Source organism: Streptomyces sp. S063, from assembly GCF_002832675.1.
GTDB classification, from domain to species: Bacteria; Actinomycetota; Actinomycetes; order Streptomycetales; family Streptomycetaceae; genus Streptomyces; species Streptomyces sindenensis.
This window is the reverse complement of the sequence record NZ_CP021707.1, coordinates 6,074,210-6,089,800: the sequence shown is the minus strand read 5'-3', so window position 1 is coordinate 6,089,800 and position 15,591 is coordinate 6,074,210. Positions and strand designations below refer to the sequence as shown.

General features: G+C 71.0%; 15 protein-coding genes. 3 read left to right on the top strand and 12 right to left on the bottom strand.

Annotation, left to right across the window (positions count from 1 at the left end; all coding sequences use genetic code 11):
• Positions 1–510: 510 nt before the first annotated feature.
• Together CCZ36_RS27840 and CCZ36_RS27835 are read right to left on the bottom strand one after the other, a co-directional pair.
• Complete coding sequence (locus tag CCZ36_RS27840) at positions 511–1,839, bottom strand: class I SAM-dependent RNA methyltransferase (protein WP_069736852.1); 1,329 nt, start codon at positions 1,837–1,839, stop codon at positions 511–513.
• Between the two features lie 115 nt (positions 1,840–1,954).
• On the bottom strand, positions 1,955–4,003 hold the full coding sequence (locus CCZ36_RS27835; RefSeq protein WP_128818798.1) for an APC family permease: 2,049 nt from the start codon (positions 4,001–4,003) through the stop codon (positions 1,955–1,957).
• Positions 4,004–4,325: 322 nt separating this feature from the next.
• On the opposite strand from CCZ36_RS27835, the gene CCZ36_RS27830 reads away from it, so the two are divergent.
• A complete protein-coding gene (locus CCZ36_RS27830) occupies positions 4,326–4,994 on the top strand; it encodes a potassium channel family protein (protein ID WP_069736850.1) in 669 nt (222 codons plus the stop codon).
• Positions 4,994–5,671 (top strand): potassium channel family protein, encoded by a 678-nt coding sequence (locus CCZ36_RS27825; protein ID WP_069736849.1) that lies wholly within the window; start codon positions 4,994–4,996, stop codon positions 5,669–5,671. The genes CCZ36_RS27830 and CCZ36_RS27825 overlap by 1 nt, the downstream gene beginning before the upstream one ends.
• A gap of 67 nt (positions 5,672–5,738) precedes the next feature.
• Here CCZ36_RS27825 and CCZ36_RS27820 read toward each other — a convergent pair whose 3' ends face one another.
• The 8 genes from CCZ36_RS27820 to CCZ36_RS27785 all read right to left on the bottom strand — a co-directional run bounded on the left by CCZ36_RS27820 (position 5,739) and on the right by CCZ36_RS27785 (position 13,371).
• A complete protein-coding gene (locus CCZ36_RS27820; protein WP_128818797.1) occupies positions 5,739–6,527 on the bottom strand; it encodes a DUF3159 domain-containing protein in 789 nt (262 codons plus the stop codon).
• Positions 6,528–6,530: 3 nt separating this feature from the next.
• Entirely contained in the window at positions 6,531–6,956 is a 426-nt protein-coding gene (locus tag CCZ36_RS27815; protein WP_176734525.1) for an OB-fold nucleic acid binding domain-containing protein, read from the bottom strand.
• Positions 6,957–7,032: 76 nt separating this feature from the next.
• Positions 7,033–7,728, bottom strand: coding sequence for a response regulator (locus CCZ36_RS27810; protein WP_069736847.1), 696 nt, complete (start codon positions 7,726–7,728; stop codon positions 7,033–7,035).
• A 130-nt stretch (positions 7,729–7,858) separates the two neighbouring features.
• Positions 7,859–10,402, bottom strand: coding sequence for a sensor histidine kinase (locus tag CCZ36_RS27805; protein ID WP_069736846.1), 2,544 nt, complete (start codon positions 10,400–10,402; stop codon positions 7,859–7,861).
• A gap of 182 nt (positions 10,403–10,584) precedes the next feature.
• Positions 10,585–11,319 (bottom strand): ABC transporter ATP-binding protein, encoded by a 735-nt coding sequence (locus tag CCZ36_RS27800; protein ID WP_069736845.1) that lies wholly within the window; start codon positions 11,317–11,319, stop codon positions 10,585–10,587.
• Between the two features lie 165 nt (positions 11,320–11,484).
• Positions 11,485–12,258: a DUF3710 domain-containing protein gene (locus CCZ36_RS27795; RefSeq protein WP_069736844.1), complete on the bottom strand. Its 774-nt coding sequence runs from the start codon at positions 12,256–12,258 to the stop codon at positions 11,485–11,487.
• A gap of 1 nt (position 12,259) precedes the next feature.
• Complete coding sequence (gene dut / locus CCZ36_RS27790; RefSeq protein ID WP_069741301.1) at positions 12,260–12,790, bottom strand: dUTP diphosphatase; 531 nt, start codon at positions 12,788–12,790, stop codon at positions 12,260–12,262.
• The gene (locus CCZ36_RS27785) at positions 12,787–13,371 is read right to left on the bottom strand and encodes a PaaI family thioesterase (RefSeq protein ID WP_029182603.1); all 585 of its coding nucleotides are present in this window, start codon (positions 13,369–13,371) and stop codon (positions 12,787–12,789) included. The genes dut and CCZ36_RS27785 overlap by 4 nt, the downstream gene beginning before the upstream one ends.
• A gap of 58 nt (positions 13,372–13,429) precedes the next feature.
• Between CCZ36_RS27785 and CCZ36_RS27780 the strand changes: the two genes are divergently transcribed.
• On the top strand, positions 13,430–13,888 hold the full coding sequence (locus CCZ36_RS27780) for a DUF3093 domain-containing protein (RefSeq protein ID WP_128818796.1): 459 nt from the start codon (positions 13,430–13,432) through the stop codon (positions 13,886–13,888).
• A 28-nt stretch (positions 13,889–13,916) separates the two neighbouring features.
• Here CCZ36_RS27780 and CCZ36_RS27775 read toward each other — a convergent pair whose 3' ends face one another.
• Together CCZ36_RS27775 and CCZ36_RS27770 are read right to left on the bottom strand one after the other, a co-directional pair.
• Positions 13,917–14,879, bottom strand: coding sequence for a hypothetical protein (locus CCZ36_RS27775; RefSeq protein WP_128818795.1), 963 nt, complete (start codon positions 14,877–14,879; stop codon positions 13,917–13,919).
• A gap of 13 nt (positions 14,880–14,892) precedes the next feature.
• On the bottom strand, positions 14,893–15,189 hold the full coding sequence (locus tag CCZ36_RS27770; RefSeq protein WP_003965732.1) for a DUF4193 domain-containing protein: 297 nt from the start codon (positions 15,187–15,189) through the stop codon (positions 14,893–14,895).
• Between the last annotated feature and the right edge of the window lie 402 nt (positions 15,190–15,591).

Sequence of the window (15,591 nt, the reverse complement as noted above, 5' to 3'; positions counted from 1 at the left end):
ACGAACGTGGACAGCATCGCAGGGCCGAGCCTTCGCGAGACCCCACCTGAAGGTCCGACCGGCCGGTGACCGCAGTCCTTCGAGGACATCGCCAGGGCCGTAACAGCGCAACCCGGAGGAGACGCAGGCGATCCGCAGTCCGAAGGCGGATGTATCTCAGCGCCCTTACCGCACCGACCGGGGTCAGGACGGCTACACCGACCTGGCCACCCGGGCGGCCAGATGACTCGCGGCGGCCAAGGAACCTCTCCTCCATAATGACGCGACGCCCCCTGCTGCGCCGTGGGTTCGAGGCTCACCTGACGCACCATAAGAACGAGCGTCAGATGAGCGTCGAGCCCGTCGTGCACCATTCCCGACGAAGACCGCCGCAGACTGCTTGCCCCTGCGCTCTTGGGTGAAACCGCAGGTCAGAGCAGTGTGCCGGGACTGCGGCGCGCTCCACGTCGCGTCCGGTGGAAAACATGTCGAGCGCATCGCCGTGCCTGAGAACGCCGGGAAAACCCCAGGTCACGCGTCCTTCTTCACCGGCTCCAGGATCGCCACGCACTCCACGTGATGCGTCATCGGAAACAGATCGAACGCCCGCAGCGTCCGCACCCGGTAGCCGCCCTCGCGGAAGTACGCCAGGTCCCGGGCGAGGGCCGCCGGGTCGCAGGCCACGTAGGCGATCTTGCGGGCGCCCAGGCCCGACAGGTGCTTGACGACCTGCTTGCCCGCGCCCGCGCGCGGCGGGTCCAGGACGATCAGGTCGCACTCCGTGATGCCCGTGCGGGGCAGGACCTGGTCGACCTTGCCGTGTTCGATGCGGACCCTCTCCAGGTCCTTCAGGTTGTGCCGGGCGTCCTCGACCGCGCGTTTGCCGGACTCGATGCCGAGGACCGCGCCCTTTTCGCCGAGGCGCTGGCCGATGGCGCCGGCGAAGAGGCCCACGCCGCAGTAGAGGTCGAGGGCGGTGTCGTTCTTGCGGGGCAGCAGCCCCTGCATGACCGCGCGGACCAGGGTGTTGGCCGCCTGCGGGTGGACCTGCCAGAAGCCGCCGGAGCCGACGCGGTACGTGCGGTCGTCGGCGCGTTCGCGGACGAAGGCGCGGCCGTGGACACGGTGGACGCCGCCGTCCTTCTCGTCGACGCGGAGAACCGAGACCGGCTTGTCCAGCTCGACCAGGGGGAGCCTGCCGCCGGGCTTCGGGGTGAGGATGACCTGGCGGTCGTTCGAGCCGGTGGCGGTGATGGCCTCCACCGCGGCGATCTGCGGCCATTCGCGCTTCTCGACGCCGAGCTCGGAGACGCCGGGCGCGGCGATCAAACAGCGGTCGATCGGCTGGACGTCGTGCGAGCGGTGCTTCCGCAGGCCCGCGCGGCCCTCGGCGTCGACGGCGTACTGGACGCGGGTGCGCCAGGCCGGCACCTCGCCCGCCGGGAGCTTGTCGCCCTCGGCCGGCATGACCGTGCCGTCCCAGCCGGCCTCCTCGGGGGTCAGGCCCGCCAGGCGCCGGAGCTGCTCGGCGATCACCTCGCCCTTGAGGCGGCGCTGTGCGCCCGGCTTCGCGTGCTGCCAGTCGCAGCCGCCGCACATGCCGGGGCCGGCGTACGGGCAGGGCGCCTCGACCCGGTCCTTGGACGGTTCGAGGATGCGTACCGCGTCGGCGCGCAGGAAGCGGGAGTCCGTGTCACCGTCCGTCACCTTGGCGATGACCTTCTCGCCGGGCAGCGTGTGGCGGACGAAGAGCACCTGGTTCTCAGCGGTGCGGGCGATGCAGTGGCCGCCGTGTGCGACGGGCCCGACCTCGACCTCGTACTCCTCCCCGACCAGCGACGACGTGGGTTCGTTCTGCATGAGGGAAAGCTCCAGGGAGGAAGGGGGTAAGCGGTCGCGCGTACGGCCGGACAACAGCCCATCAGTCTACGTGGACATGGCCGGGGTGCTTACCACGAGACGCCCGCCACGCCCGTCAGCCCTTGCGGTTCGGCTCCTTGTGCCCCCGCTCCACCGGGCCCCTGCGCACCGAACCCGGAGCGTTCCAGTCGGCACGCTTGCGGGCCCGCTTCTTCGCCGCCTCGGAGGACTGGAGCTGGTACGGGACCGAGGTGACCATGACCCCGGGCGTGAAGAGCAGCCGGCCCTTCAGGCGCAGGGCGCTCTGGTTGTGCAGCAGGTGCTCGTACCAGTGGCCGACCACGTACTCGGGGATGTAGACGCTGATCACGTCGCGCGGGCTCTGGCGGCGCAGGCCCTTCACGTACTCGATGACCGGGCGGGTCACCTCGCGGTAGGGCGAGTCGAGGATCTTGAGCGGGACGTTGATGGCACGCCGTTCCCAGTCCTCGCGCAGGGCCTTCGTCTCGTCCGGGTCGACGCTGATGGAGAGCGCCTCCAGTTGGTCGGCGCGGACCAGTTGGGCGTAGGCGAGGGCGCGCAGCGTGGGGCGGTGGAGCTTGGAGACGAGGACGATGGCGTGGACGCGCGAGGGGCGCACGCTCTCGTCGGCGGGGGTCTCGTCGGCGGCGATCTCGGCGGCGACCCGATCGTAGTGCTTCCGGATCGCGGTCATCGTGCCGTAGAAGATGACCATGCCGAGCAGGGCCACCCAGGCGCCATGGGTGAACTTGGTGGCGAGGACGATCACCAGGACGACGCCGCAGAAGAAGGCGCCGAAGGCGTTGATGGCGCGGGAGCGGATCATGTGGCGGCGCCTGGCCGGGTCCCGTACGTCGACCAGCAGGCGGTTCCAGTGCCGCACCATGCCGGTCTGGCTGAGGGTGAAGGAGACGAACACGCCGACGATGTAGAGCTGGATCAGGTGCGTGGAGTCGGCGCCGTAGATCCAGACGAGCAGGATCGCCGCGCCCGCCAGCAGCACGATGCCGTTGGAGAAGGCGAGGCGGTCGCCGCGGGTGTGGAGCTGGCGCGGCAGGTAGCGGTCCTGGGCGAGGATCGAGCCGAGCAGCGGGAAGCCGTTGTACGCGGTGTTCGCGGCGAGGAAGAGGACCAGGGCGGTGGCGGCCGCGAGGGCCATGAAGAGGAAGGAGCCGTGGCCGAAGACCGCCTCGGCGACCTGGGCGATGACCGGGTCCTGGGTGAAGTCCGCGCCGACCGGGACGCCGTCGCGGATCAGGTCGGCTGCCGGGTTCTCGGCCATTTTGACGTCCGTGGCCAGGGCCAGGCCGATAATGCCGCAGAACATGGTGACGGCGAGCAGACCCATCAGGGCGAGGGTGGTCGCGGCGTTCCTGCTCTTCGGCTTCCGGAACGCGGGTACTCCGTTGCTGATCGCCTCGACACCGGTGAGCGCGGCGCAGCCGGAGGAGAAGGCCCGCAGGAGGAGGAAGACGAGGGCGAAGCCGGCCAGCCCCTCGTGTTCGGGTTTGATCTCGAAGTCGGAGGTGGGGGCGTGCATCGTGTCGCCGAGGATCAGTCCTCGGAAGGCGCCCCAGAGGATCATGAGGAAGACGCCGGCCACGAAGAGATAGGTGGGGATGGCGAAGAGCTTCCCGGACTCCTTCACTCCGCGCAGGTTCATCAGGGTGAGCAGGACGATGGCGCCTATGGCGCAGAACGTCTTGTGCTCGACGACGAACGGGATCGCGGAGCCGAGGTTCTCCACGCCGGAGGAGATCGACACGGCGACGGTGAGGACGTAGTCGACGAGCAGCGCGCTGGCGACGGTGAGTCCGGCCTTGGGGCCGAGGTTGGTGGTCGCGACCTCGTAGTCGCCGCCGCCGCTCGGGTACGCGCGGACGTTCTGCCGGTAGGAGGCGACGACCGTGAACATGAGGACGACGACCGCGGCGGCGATCCAGGGGCTGAAGTGGTACGCCGACACGCCCGCGACGGACAGTACGAGGAGGACTTCTCCGGGCGCGTACGCCACCGAGGACAACGGGTCGGACGCGAAGACGGGCAGCGCGATGCGCTTCGGGAGCAGGGTCTCCCCGAGCTTGTCGCTGCGCAGCGCCCGGCCGATGAGGATCCGTTTGGGCAGGTCGGTCAGTTTGGACACGCTGAGGATCGTAAGCGGAGCCCGTGGCCGGAAAGCACGCCCTTTCGACGTGGCCCAGCAATCTCCTGCGGTCGGAGGAGATTACCTTCGCATTCTTTAACGCGATCCTTGCACTCGTTCGCCCTGTTTTGCTTTTCCTTTACCGGAGTGGGCGAGGATGCGGGCACTCGGATGAGGGCTTGACTTCCCCGGCGCTTAAGCTCGTCCTCGGGCCACACCGCGGGTGTGTGCCCCGTTGTTTGCCCAGCAAGCCGAGAGAGAAGTGTGAGCAGCGTGTTTTCGCAGGTCAGCCGGATGACCAGGACGGCGGGGTAGGCGCACAGTGCACATCGTCATCATGGGCTGCGGGCGCGTCGGTGCCGCTCTCGCACAGACCCTGGAACGGCAGGGGCACACCGTCGCGGTGATCGACCAGGACCCGACGGCGTTCCGTCGTCTCGGGTCCGGATTCGGCGGTCGCCGGGTCACCGGGGTCGGTTTCGACCAGGACACCCTCCGCGAGGCGGGGATCGAGGACGCCGGGGCGTTCGCCGCGGTCAGCAGCGGCGACAACTCCAACATCATCGCGGCCCGGGTGGCCCGCGAGATGTTCTCCATCGAGAACGTCGCGGCGCGCATCTACGACCCCCGGCGCGCCGAGGTCTACCAGCGCCTCGGCATCCCCACCGTGGCAACGGTGCGCTGGACGGCGGACCAGATGCTGCGGCGGCTGCTGCCGTCGGGCGCGGAACCGTTGTGGCGCGATCCGAGCGGGGGTGTGCAGCTCGCCGAGGTGCACACGACGCCGTCCTGGATCGGCCACAAGATCAGCACGCTCCAGGAGGAGACGGGGGTGCGGGTGGCCTTCCTCACCCGGTTGGGCGAGGCCATACTGCCGACCTCGCAGACCGTTCTCCAGGAAGGCGACCTGGTCCACGTGATGATGCGTACGGACGAGATCGCCCAGGTCGAAGAGGCCTTCGCCCAGGGTCCCGAGGAAGGCGGTCACTGATGCGTGTGTCGATTGCCGGGGCGGGCGCGGTGGGTCGTTCCATCGCCGCCGAGCTGCTGGAGAACGGGCACGAGGTGCTGCTGATCGACAAGGCGCCGACCGCCATTTCGGTGGAGCGGGTCCCGATGGCCGAGTGGCTGCTCGCGGACGCCTGTGAGATCACGTCGCTGGACGAGGCGGCGCTGCAGCGGTGCAACGTGGTGATCGCCGCGACCGGGGACGACAAGGTGAACCTGGTCGTCTCGTTGCTCGCCAAGACCGAGTACGGCGTGCCGCGTGTGGTGGCCCGGGTGAACAACCCGAAGAACGAGTGGCTTTTCAACGAGTCCTGGGGAGTGGATGTCGCCGTCTCGACGCCGCGTCTGATGTCGGCCCTGGTCGAGGAGGCGGTGAGCGTCGGTGATCTGGTCCGGCTGCTGCGCTTCAGCCACGGCGACGCCAACCTGGTGGAGCTGACCCTGCCGCCGGAGTCGGCGCTGGCCGGTATCCGCGTCGGGGACGTGGCCTGGCCCTCGGACACCTCGCTGGTGACGATCATCCGGGGCACGCGGGTGCTGACGCCGAGCCCCGAGGAGTCCCTGGAGGCCGGTGACGAGCTGTTGTTCGTGGCCGCCCAGGCACGGGAGGAGCAGTTGGAGGACCTGCTCTCGGTCCGGCGGAGTCCGGAGGAGAGCTGAGCCGGCCACCATGCGAAGGGGCCCGGAACCGCTGAGCGGTTCCGGGCCCCTTCCCGTGCGGTGTGCGTCAGGCCTCCGGGTCGCGGAGGGCCGCCGCTGCGGCCTTGCGCTCCTTCTCGGCCTGTTCCTCCGCCTCCATCTCGGCGAAGACGTCGATGGGCGGCGGCGCCTTGGCGAGGAAGATCCAGGTCAGATAGACCGCGAGCAGGAACGGCGGGATCTTCAGCGCGATGAGCACCCAGCCGAACTGGGTGGGGTCGGCCCACCAGTAGAGCGGGAAGAGGATCGCGCACTTGGCCAGCAGGATGAAGCCCCAGGCATAACTGGCCTTGGTGTACGCCTTCTTCCGGCCCGGGTTGCGCGTCCGCCAGGAGAGGTTCTCCTTGAAGACCGGGCCGAGGATCAGCCCGATCAGGGGGATGCCGCCGATGGCGGTGGCGATGTAGGCGATCGAGAGGCCCAGGGTGTAGAGCATGCCCGGCAGATAGAAGTCCTTGGCCTTGCCCGTCATCATCGCGAAGAGGACACCGAAAGCCACCCCGAAGACGCCGCTGAAGGCGTGCTTGACCGTGTCGCGGCGGATCAGCCGGACGACGACGAGGGCCAGGGAGACGACCAGGGCCGCGATGGCCGACATCTGCAGGTTCTTGTTGATGGTGAAGATCGTGACGAAGAGCAGCCCGGGGAGGACTGTCTCCACCATGCCGCGTACACCGCCGAAGGCCTCGAAGAGGGCGGCCTCGGTGACGGCCTTCGACTCGGCGTCCTGCTGGGCGGCGTGCCTCCCGCCGACGTGCTGCGGGTCGGTGCGGTGGGGCTGGTCCGTGTCGGACGTCGGCTTGTCGAGAGACGTCACCGGCTACTCCTTGCCGAGCGGTCGGAGTTCGTATGTGGGGTTGAACAGCACCCGGCGGCCGTGGCTCATGGCGACCCGCCCCGAGGCGATGATCCTGCGGCCGGGCTCTATGCCGACGATGGAGCGACGGCCGAGCCAGACCACGTCCAGCGGCTCGGTGCCGTCGAAGAGCTCCGCCTCCAGGGCGGGCACTCCGGCCCGGGGGCGGAGGGTGACGGTCCGCAACGTACCAGCCACCTTCACGATCTGCCGGTCGGAGCACTCGGAGATCCGGGTGCAGCCGGTGGCCTGCGCGTCCTCCCGCAGCTCCTGGGACTCCAGGTCCTCCTGGGAACTGGAGAGCCGGTCGAGCATGCGGCGGAAGCGCCCGGAAGGCTTCGCCGCCTTCCCGGCCCTCCCGGCCTTCTCGGATCGGGGAACAGCACTCATACCCGAAGGGTACCGGTCCCGCGCGCGGCACACGCAGGTCCGCGACGATCACTCGAAAGGGTGAGCAGGTATGGGGTCAGCCGCGCTCGAACCGATAGCCCATGCCCGGTTCGGTGACGAAGTGGCGGGGGTGCGAGGGGTCCGACTCCAGCTTGCGGCGCAGCTGGGCCATGTAGACCCGCAGATAGTTGGTCTCGGTGCCGTAGGAGGGGCCCCAGACCTCCTGGAGGAGCTGTTTCTGGCTGACCAGGCGGCCGCTGTTGCGGACGAGGACCTCCAGCAGGTGCCATTCGGTGGGGGTGAGGCGTACGTCGCGGCCGGCCCGCTGCACCTTCTTCGCCGCCAGGTCGACGGTGAAGCCGGGGGTCTCGACGACGGCGACGGCCTCGGCGCCGCCCTCCGGGCCGACCGGTTCCGCCCGGCGTACCGAGGCGCGCAGCCGGGCCAGCAGCTCGTCCATGCCGAACGGTTTGGTGACGTAGTCGTCGGCCCCGGCGTCCAGCGCCTCCACCTTCTCGTCGGAGGTCTGGCGGGCGGAGAGGACGAGGATCGGGACCCGGGTCCAGCCGCGCAGCCCCCTGATCACCTCGACCCCGTCCATGTCGGGCAGCCCGAGGTCGAGGAGGACGACGTCGGGGTGGCGGGCGGCGGCGAGCTGGAGGGCGGTCGCCCCGTCGGGCGCGGCGTCGACCTCGTACTGGCGGGCCTTCAGGTTGATCACGAGGGCGCGGACGATCTGCGGCTCGTCGTCGACCACAAGCACCCTGGTCATCGCGGACCTGCCTTTCTGCTGTACGGGCTGCACGGACTGAATGGGCTGCATGGACGGTATGGGCTGTATGGGCTGTACGGGGAGGGAGTGGGGAGCGGGCGGGGGCGGGCGGCCCGCGCCCGGGGGCGGATCACGAGGTGACCTGGGCGGGCAGCTCGGAGCCGGGCCGGCCCCCGCCCGGCGCCGCGGCCAGCGTCAGGACCATGGTCAGCCCGCCGCCCGGGGTGTCCTCGGCGTCCAGCGTGCCGCCCATGGCCTCGGCGAAGCCCCGGGAGACGGCGAGGCCGAGCCCCACTCCGGCGCCGCGCGGGGCGTCCCCGTACCGCTGGAAGGGCTCGAAGATGCGGTCCTTGGCCTCGTCGGGGACGCCCCGGCCCCGGTCGGCCACCCGCAGCTCGACCCGGCCGCCGAGCGCGCTGGCGGCCACGGTGACGGGATCCCGGCCGGGGTGGTACTTGACGGCGTTCTCGACGATGTTGGCGACGACCCGCTCCAGGAGCCCGGGGTCGACGGCGACCATCGGCAGCGTCTCGGGGATGTCGAGGTCGACGCTGCCCTCGGGGACGCCGCCGAGCGCCATGGGGACCACCTCGTCAAGGTCGATCTCGCGGATCAGGGGGGTCACCGTGCCGGTCTGGAGGCGGGACATGTCCAGCAGGTTGCCGACGAGGTGGTCCAGCCGGTCGGCGCCGTCCTCGATGCCCTCCAGGAGCTCCGCCTCGTCCTCGTCGGACCAGGCGACGTCGTCGGAGCGCAGCGAGCTGACGGCGGCCTTGATGGCGGCCAGCGGGGTGCGCAGGTCGTGGCTGACGGCGGCGAGCAGCGCGGTCCTGATCCGGTTGCCCTCGGCGAGCCTGCGGGCCTGCTCGGCCTCCCAGACCAGGCGTTGGCGGTCCAGGACGACGGCGGCCTGGGCGGCGAACGCGCCGAGCACCCGGCGGTCCTCGGCGGGCAGCACCCGGCCGGAGAGGGCGAGGGCCAGGTTGTCGCCGACCGGCATGTCCACGTCGGCGGCGTCGGGGCGGGTGACCGGGGCAGGGCCGACGGATCCGGCGCAGGTCCACGGCTCCACGTCGCTGCTGCGCTCCAGCAGGGCGACGGACTCCATGGCGAAGGTCTCGCGGACCCGTTCCAGCAGGGCGTCCAGCGCGGTCTCGCCGCGCAGCACGCTGCCGGCGAGGAAGGAGAGGATCTCCGATTCGGCGCGCAGCCGGGCGGCCTGGTGGGTGCGCCGGGCCGCGAGGTCGACCACGGAGGAGACCGCCACCGCCACCGCGAAGAAGATCACGATGGCGACGAGGTTCTCCGGGTCCTGGACGGTCAGGGTGTGGGTGGGCGGGGTGAACCAGTAGTTCAGCAGCAGGCTGCCGACTGCCACCGAGGCGAGCGCGGGCCGCAGTCCCCCGAGCAGGGCGGCGGCCACCGTCAGGAAGAGGAAGAGCAGGACGTCGTTGGCGAGCCCCGGGGCGTCCTCCATGGAGCGCAGGACGACCGCGAGCAGCACGGGGCCGACGACGCCGACGAGCCAGCCCCAGATGATCCGGGCGCGGCCGAGCCGGGCGCCGCGGGCGAGGGGCAGGCCGCGGCCCTTGGCGACCTCCTCGTGGGTGACGATGTGGACGTCGAGATCGGGACCGGACTCACGGGCGACGGTCACACCGACCCCGGGGCCGTAGATGTACTGCCAGGTCTTGCGGCGGCTGGAGCCCAGCACGATCTGGGTGGCGTTGACGCCGCGGGCGAACTCCAGCAGGGCGGCCGGGATGTCGTCGCCGATGACGTGGTGGAAGGTGCCGCCGAGGTCCTCGACCAGGGTGCGCTGGACGGCCAGCTCCTTGGGGGAGGCGGCGGTCAGGCCGTCGCTGCGGGCGATGTAGACGGCGAGGATCTCGCTGCCGGAGCCCTTGGCGGCCATCCGGGAGGCGCGGCGGATGAGGGTGCGGCCCTCGGGCCCGCCGGTCAGCCCGACGACGATGCGTTCGCGGGCCTGCCAGGTGGAGCGGATGTCGTGCTCGCCCCGGTACTGCTGGAGGTACTCGTCGACCCGGTCGGCGGTCCACAGCAGGGCCAGTTCGCGCAGGGCGGTGAGGTTGCCGGGGCGGAAGTAGTTGGAGAGGGCGGCGTCCATCTTGTCGGGCTGGTAGATGTTGCCGTGCGCCATCCGGCGGCGCAGTGCCTGGGGCGACATGTCGACCAGCTCGATCTGGTCGGCCCGGCGGACCACCTCGTCGGGGACGGTCTCGCGCTGCCGGACGCCGGTGATCGACTCGACGACGTCGCCGAGCGACTCCAGGTGCTGGATGTTGACCGTGGATATGACGTCGATCCCGGCCTTGAGCAGCTCTTCGACGTCCTGCCAGCGCTTGGCGTTGCGGGAGCCGGGGACGTTGGTGTGGGCCAGCTCGTCGACCAGGGCCACGGCCGGGGCGCGTTCCAGGACGGCGTCGACGTCCATCTCGGTGAAGAGGGCGCCGCGGTAGCTGATCTCGCTGCGGCGGATCTGCTCGAGACCGTGCAGCAGCACCTCGGTACGCGGCCGGGCGTGGTGCTCCACGAAGGCCACCACGCAGTCGGTGCCGCGCTCGACCCTGCGGTGCGCCTCGGAGAGCATCGCGTACGTCTTGCCGACGCCCGGTGCCGCGCCCAGGTAGATCCGGAGTGTGCCGCGTCCCATGGCCCCATTGTCTTCTTCCGTCCGGCCCGGTCGTGCGGAGGGCCGGTGGCGCGCCCGGTGCGGCTGCCGCCATCGACGCTACTCCGCCGCGGGCGGTGGTCCGGTCCCGGGAGTGCAGGTGAGGGGCGTATTGACGGAACTCTGATGCGCGCCGGGAGGGCCGGAAGGGAGCGGCCGCAGGCTCAGACCTGTTCGACGATATGGCCGTCGCTCAGCTCCAGGACCCGGTCGGCGAGGCCCAGCAGCTGCGGGTCGTGGGTGGCGACGAGCGCGGTGACGTTCTCGCTGCGGACGACCGCGCGGAGCAGTTCCATCACGGCGAGTCCGGTCTCGGCGTCGAGCTGTCCGGTGGGTTCGTCGGCGATCAGGAGGGCGGGGCGGTTGGCGAGGGCGCGGGCGATGGCGACGCGCTGCTGCTGGCCGCCGGAGAGCTCGCCGGGGCGCTGCTCGGCATGGTCGGCGAGGCCGACGAGGGAGAGCAGCAGGGCGACCCGTTCGTCGCGCTCGGCCGGGTCGGCCCTGCGCAGCCGCAGCGGTACGCCGACGTTCTCTGCGGCGGTCAGGATCGGGATGAGGCCGAAGGACTGGAAGATGAAGCCGACCCTGTCCCGGCGCAGCTCCAGCAGGCCCTTCTCGCCGAGGCCGGCCAGCTCGGTGCCGTCGACGGTGATCCGGCCGCTGTCGGGGGTGTCCAGTCCGCCGACCAGGTTGAGCAGGGTGGTCTTGCCGGAGCCGGAGCGGCCCTTGAGCGCGACCAGCTCGCCGCGCGGGATCTCGAACGAGACGCCGCGCAGGGCGTGCACCGCCGCCGCTCCGCTGCCGTACGACCGGTGCAGCTCCTCGACCGTGACCATGGCACCGCGGGCCGGGTCCTCGGCGAGGGCCGTGCCGGACTGCCCGCTGGTGCTCTCGGTCATGCTGCTCCCCCGTCGTGTTCACGTGCCCGCGTCGTCGCCCGCCAAGTATGTGTGTACGGCACACGGCCGGGCAATGGCCGGGGCCCGGTACGTACGACGGCCGGTGGGCCGCACCCGGGAAGGGGTGCGGCCCACCGGCCGTCGCCAGGGGTACCGCGAGGTCCGCTAGCGGACCTCGGTGATCTCGGGGCCGCGCTGGAGCTGGCCCATGCCGCCGGAGAACCGGGAGCTCTCCTGGTCCTCCTGCTGCACGCCCTCGGGCACCATCTGGGCGTCGTTGGGGAGCTTGAGGACGATCGGGTCGCGGGGGGCCATCGGGCCGTCGCCGCGGACGACCACGGTGTCCCGGAAGATCGTCTCCAGCAGCCCGGCGGCCTCCGGCTGGACGGCGCCCTGGCCGGAGATCACTCCGCGCAGGAACCAGCGGGGGCCGTCGACGCCGACGAAGCGCACGAGCTGCACCCCGCCCGTGCCGTCCGGGAGCTGTACGGGGACCTGCGCGCGCAGCTCCCAGCCCAGCGGGCCCTCGACCTCGTCGATGATGCCGCCCTGCTGGGTGATGCCCGAGGCGATCTCCTCGCGGACCTCGCCCCAGATGCCCTCCTTCTTGGGGGCGGCGAAGGCCTGGAGCTGGATCGCGCTGTCGCGCAGCACCACGGTGGCGGCGACGATCGCGTCCCCGGCCACCTCGACACGCAGTTCCATGCCCTCGACCCCGGGGACGAAGATGCCGCCCAGGTCGACCCGGCCCTCGCCGGGCTGGGAGACCTCGGAGCTGTCCCAGGGTCCGTCCGGCCGGGGGGCCGGCGGGAGATTCACCCGTCGCGTGCCGGTGCCGGCCTCGTCGGATGCGCCTGACTCGTCGGCGACCTGCTCGGCCTCGCGCACCTCGTCCGCCGTGTCCTCGGCGGAACCACTCTTCTTGCGACGTCCGAACACGTCACTGTCCTTCCCGGTCGGATACGACCGAAGCGTAGCTGTTCCCACCGTGGGTGATCTGGCCCTCGGCGCCGTCCACCGACGCGTGGCCGCCGGTGGACCCGAAGCCCCCTTCGGCCCGCGCCGAGCCGGGAAGTTCCGCCACCTCGTGGAAGCGGACCTTCTCGACCTGCTGGACAACCAGTTGGGCAATCCGGTCGAACCGTTCGAATCGCACGCTCTCGCGTGGATCGAGGTTGACCACGATCACCTTGATCTCCCCACGGTACCCGGCATCAACCGTCCCTGGGGCATTCACGAGGGCTACTCCGCAGCGGGCCGCGAGGCCGGAACGCGGGTGCACGAACGCGGCGTACCCGTCGGGCAGGGCGATCGAGACCCCGGTGGGCAGCACCACGCGCTCGCCGGGGGCGAGTTCGGCGGCCTCGGTGGTCACCAGGTCCGCTCCGGCGTCGCCCGGGTGTCCGTACGCCGGAATCGGCACGTCCGGGTCGGTCAGGCGGATCAGTACGTCGACGGGGCCGCGGGTCACGGGTTCACCTCGAAGGCGCGGGCACGCCGGACCTGGTCGGGGTCGGACATGGCCGCCTGGATCTCGGCGGGCCGGCCGTTGTCGATGAAGTGGTCGACCTTGACCTCGATGAAGAGGGCGTCGGCCCGGACCGCGACGGGGCCTTCGGGGCCGCCGATCCGGCCGGTGGCGGTGGAGTAGATCTTCCGCCCGTGCACGGCGGTGATCCGGGCGTCGAGGTGCAGCACGGTGTCCACGGGGACGGGGCGGACGAAGTCGGTCTCCAGCCGTCCGGTCACCGCGATCGTGCGCAGCAGCCAGTTCAGCGAGCCGAGGGTCTCGTCCAGCGCCGTGGCGAGCACGCCGCCGTGGGCCAGGCCGGGGGCGCCCTGGTGGGCGGGCTGCACGGTGAACTCGGCGGTGACGCTCACGCCCTCACCGGCCCGCGCCATCAGGTGCAGTCCGTGCGGCTGTCCCCCGCCGCAGCCGAAGCAGTGTTCGTAGTGCGCCCCGAGGAGCTCGCCGGGGGCGGGCGCGTCGGGGTGCCGGACCGGCGCGACGGCGTCGGCCGGGGGTGTCAGAGCTGCTGATGTTCCACTCACAGGCGCAGACCTTACCCGCGCGCCGGTGTGCCGGTCGCGCCGTGCCAAGCTTGGTGCCATGCAGCCTTCCGTACCGCCCTTCGACGAACGTCTCACCGCGCCCCGCTCCTGGTGGTTCATCGCCTTCGGGGTCGGGGTCGCCTGCGGCTTGATGCTGCTGCCGCTGGGCACGTTGCCGCTGCTCGCGGGGCTGGTCGGCGGTACGGCCGCGGCGGCCCTGGCGGTGAGCGGTTACGGCTCGGCCCGGATCCGGGTGGTGGCGGGGTCCCTGGTCGCCGGCGACGCCCGGATCCCGCTGTCGGCGCTCGGCGAGCCCGAGGTGCTGGACGCCGAGGAGGCTCGGGCCTGGCGCACCCACAAGGCGGACGCCCGGGCGTTCATGCTGCTGCGCGGCTATGTGGAGACGGCGGTACGGGTGGAGGTCACGGACCCGGAGGATCCGACTCCGTACGTCTATCTCTCGACCCGGGACCCGCGGGGTCTGGCGGCCGCGCTGAGCGCCGTGCCGACCGCCTGAGCCGTTCGCCGGGCCGGCCGAGGGCCTCTCAGGAGCCCTCGATCTCCTTGGGCAGCTCGGCCGGGTCCAGCGGCTGCTCCAGCGGCGGCAGCGCGGGCAGCCGGTCCCAGGGGATCTGCTCCTTGCGCAGGTCGTTCCTGACCCGGTCAGCGAGCTTGCGGGTGTCGCGGCGGTTCATCGTGGCGCCGACGGCGGCGCCGATCATGAATGGGATCAGGTTGGGCAGATTGCGCGCCATGCGCTTCATGATCTGCTGGCGCAGCTCACGCTTCATCTGGCCGCCGAGGCTGGCGTTGAGCGTGGTGGGCCGGGTGACGTCGATGCCGCGCTCCTCCGTCCACGACGTCAGATACGCGGTGCTGCGCTGGCCGAGATTGCCCGGGGGGCGAAGGCCGTAGACCTCGTGGAGCTCGGCGACGAGCTTCATCTCGATCGCGGCGACCCCGGTCACCTCCGCCGCCAGCTCGGCGAGCATCGCGGGGGGAACGGGCATCATCGCGGCGGCGCCGATGCCGGCGCCGACGGTCGCGGTGCCCCGGCAGGCTCCCGTGACCAGCTTGTCGGCCAGCTCCTCGGGACCGAGCCCGGGGAACTGCCTGCGCAGGGTGGCGAGGTCGCGCACCGGCACGCGCGGGGCCGTGTCGATGATGCGGTCGGCCAGCTGTGCGGCCAGTGCCTTCGCGCTCTCCCCGCTCTTGCGTACGCCCCGTTTCACTGCGTGCAGGCGACCCCCGGTCGTGGGGTCCGCCCGGTCCTGCTCTTCCCGCTGCGCGGCCAGGTCCGGCAGCGCTGCCGCCCCGGCCACTTCGAGCGAGGCCGAACGGCCTCGCTCGTCGTCGGAACCGCCGGAGTGGTCCGGCGGGGCGGCGGACCGCTCGGCAGACGCGTGACCGCCTTCTGCCGGGCCTGTGCCGCCGATACCGTCCTGCTGCGGCTGATGGCCGTGCCGACGCCAGGGGCGCCGCTTCCGGAACGGTGTCTCGCCTGCCACGGCCGACTCGACCTCAGTCGCAGTCGCGGCAGATGGGCTGACCGTTCTTCTCGCGGGCCAGCTGGCTGCGGTGGTGCACCAGGAAGCAGCTCATGCAGGTGAACTCGTCCGCCTGCTTGGGCAGCACCCGGACGGCCAGCTCCTCGTTGGAGAGGTCCGCGCCGGGCAGCTCCAGGCCCTCGGCGGCGTCGAACTCGTCGACGTCGACGGCGGAGGCCGTCTTGTCGCTCCGACGTGCCTTGAGCTCTTCGAGGCTGTCCTGGTCGACGTCGTCGTCGGTCTTGCGTGGGGTGTCGTAATCCGTTGCCATGTCGCTCTCCCCCTCTTGGGTGTCTAGGTGTCTCAGCGCACGTAACGCGTGAGAGGCCGGACTTGTGCCCGACCTGAGGCGGAGATTTTGCCTCACATCAAGGTCTGTTACTCAATCGACACCCAACCGGTCGCCTCGGCGAGGCTCGGCTTGGGTGGCGATGGGGACCGTACACGGTCCCGACTGTGCAGTTCACGGGTGCCACCCCGTGTACTTCCCGTGATAACGATCCCCGAAAACCCGGACGATTACCGGCTTTCCGGCAGAGTCGCGATCACGGAGAGTGGATGAACGGAAAATCGACCCTGTGATCGATCACACACGACCCGCTCGGGAACGGGTCCTGAAAATTCCGCCCAAAGCGAACATGAAGATTCGGTGCAGAGTCACATCGCGCAGCCT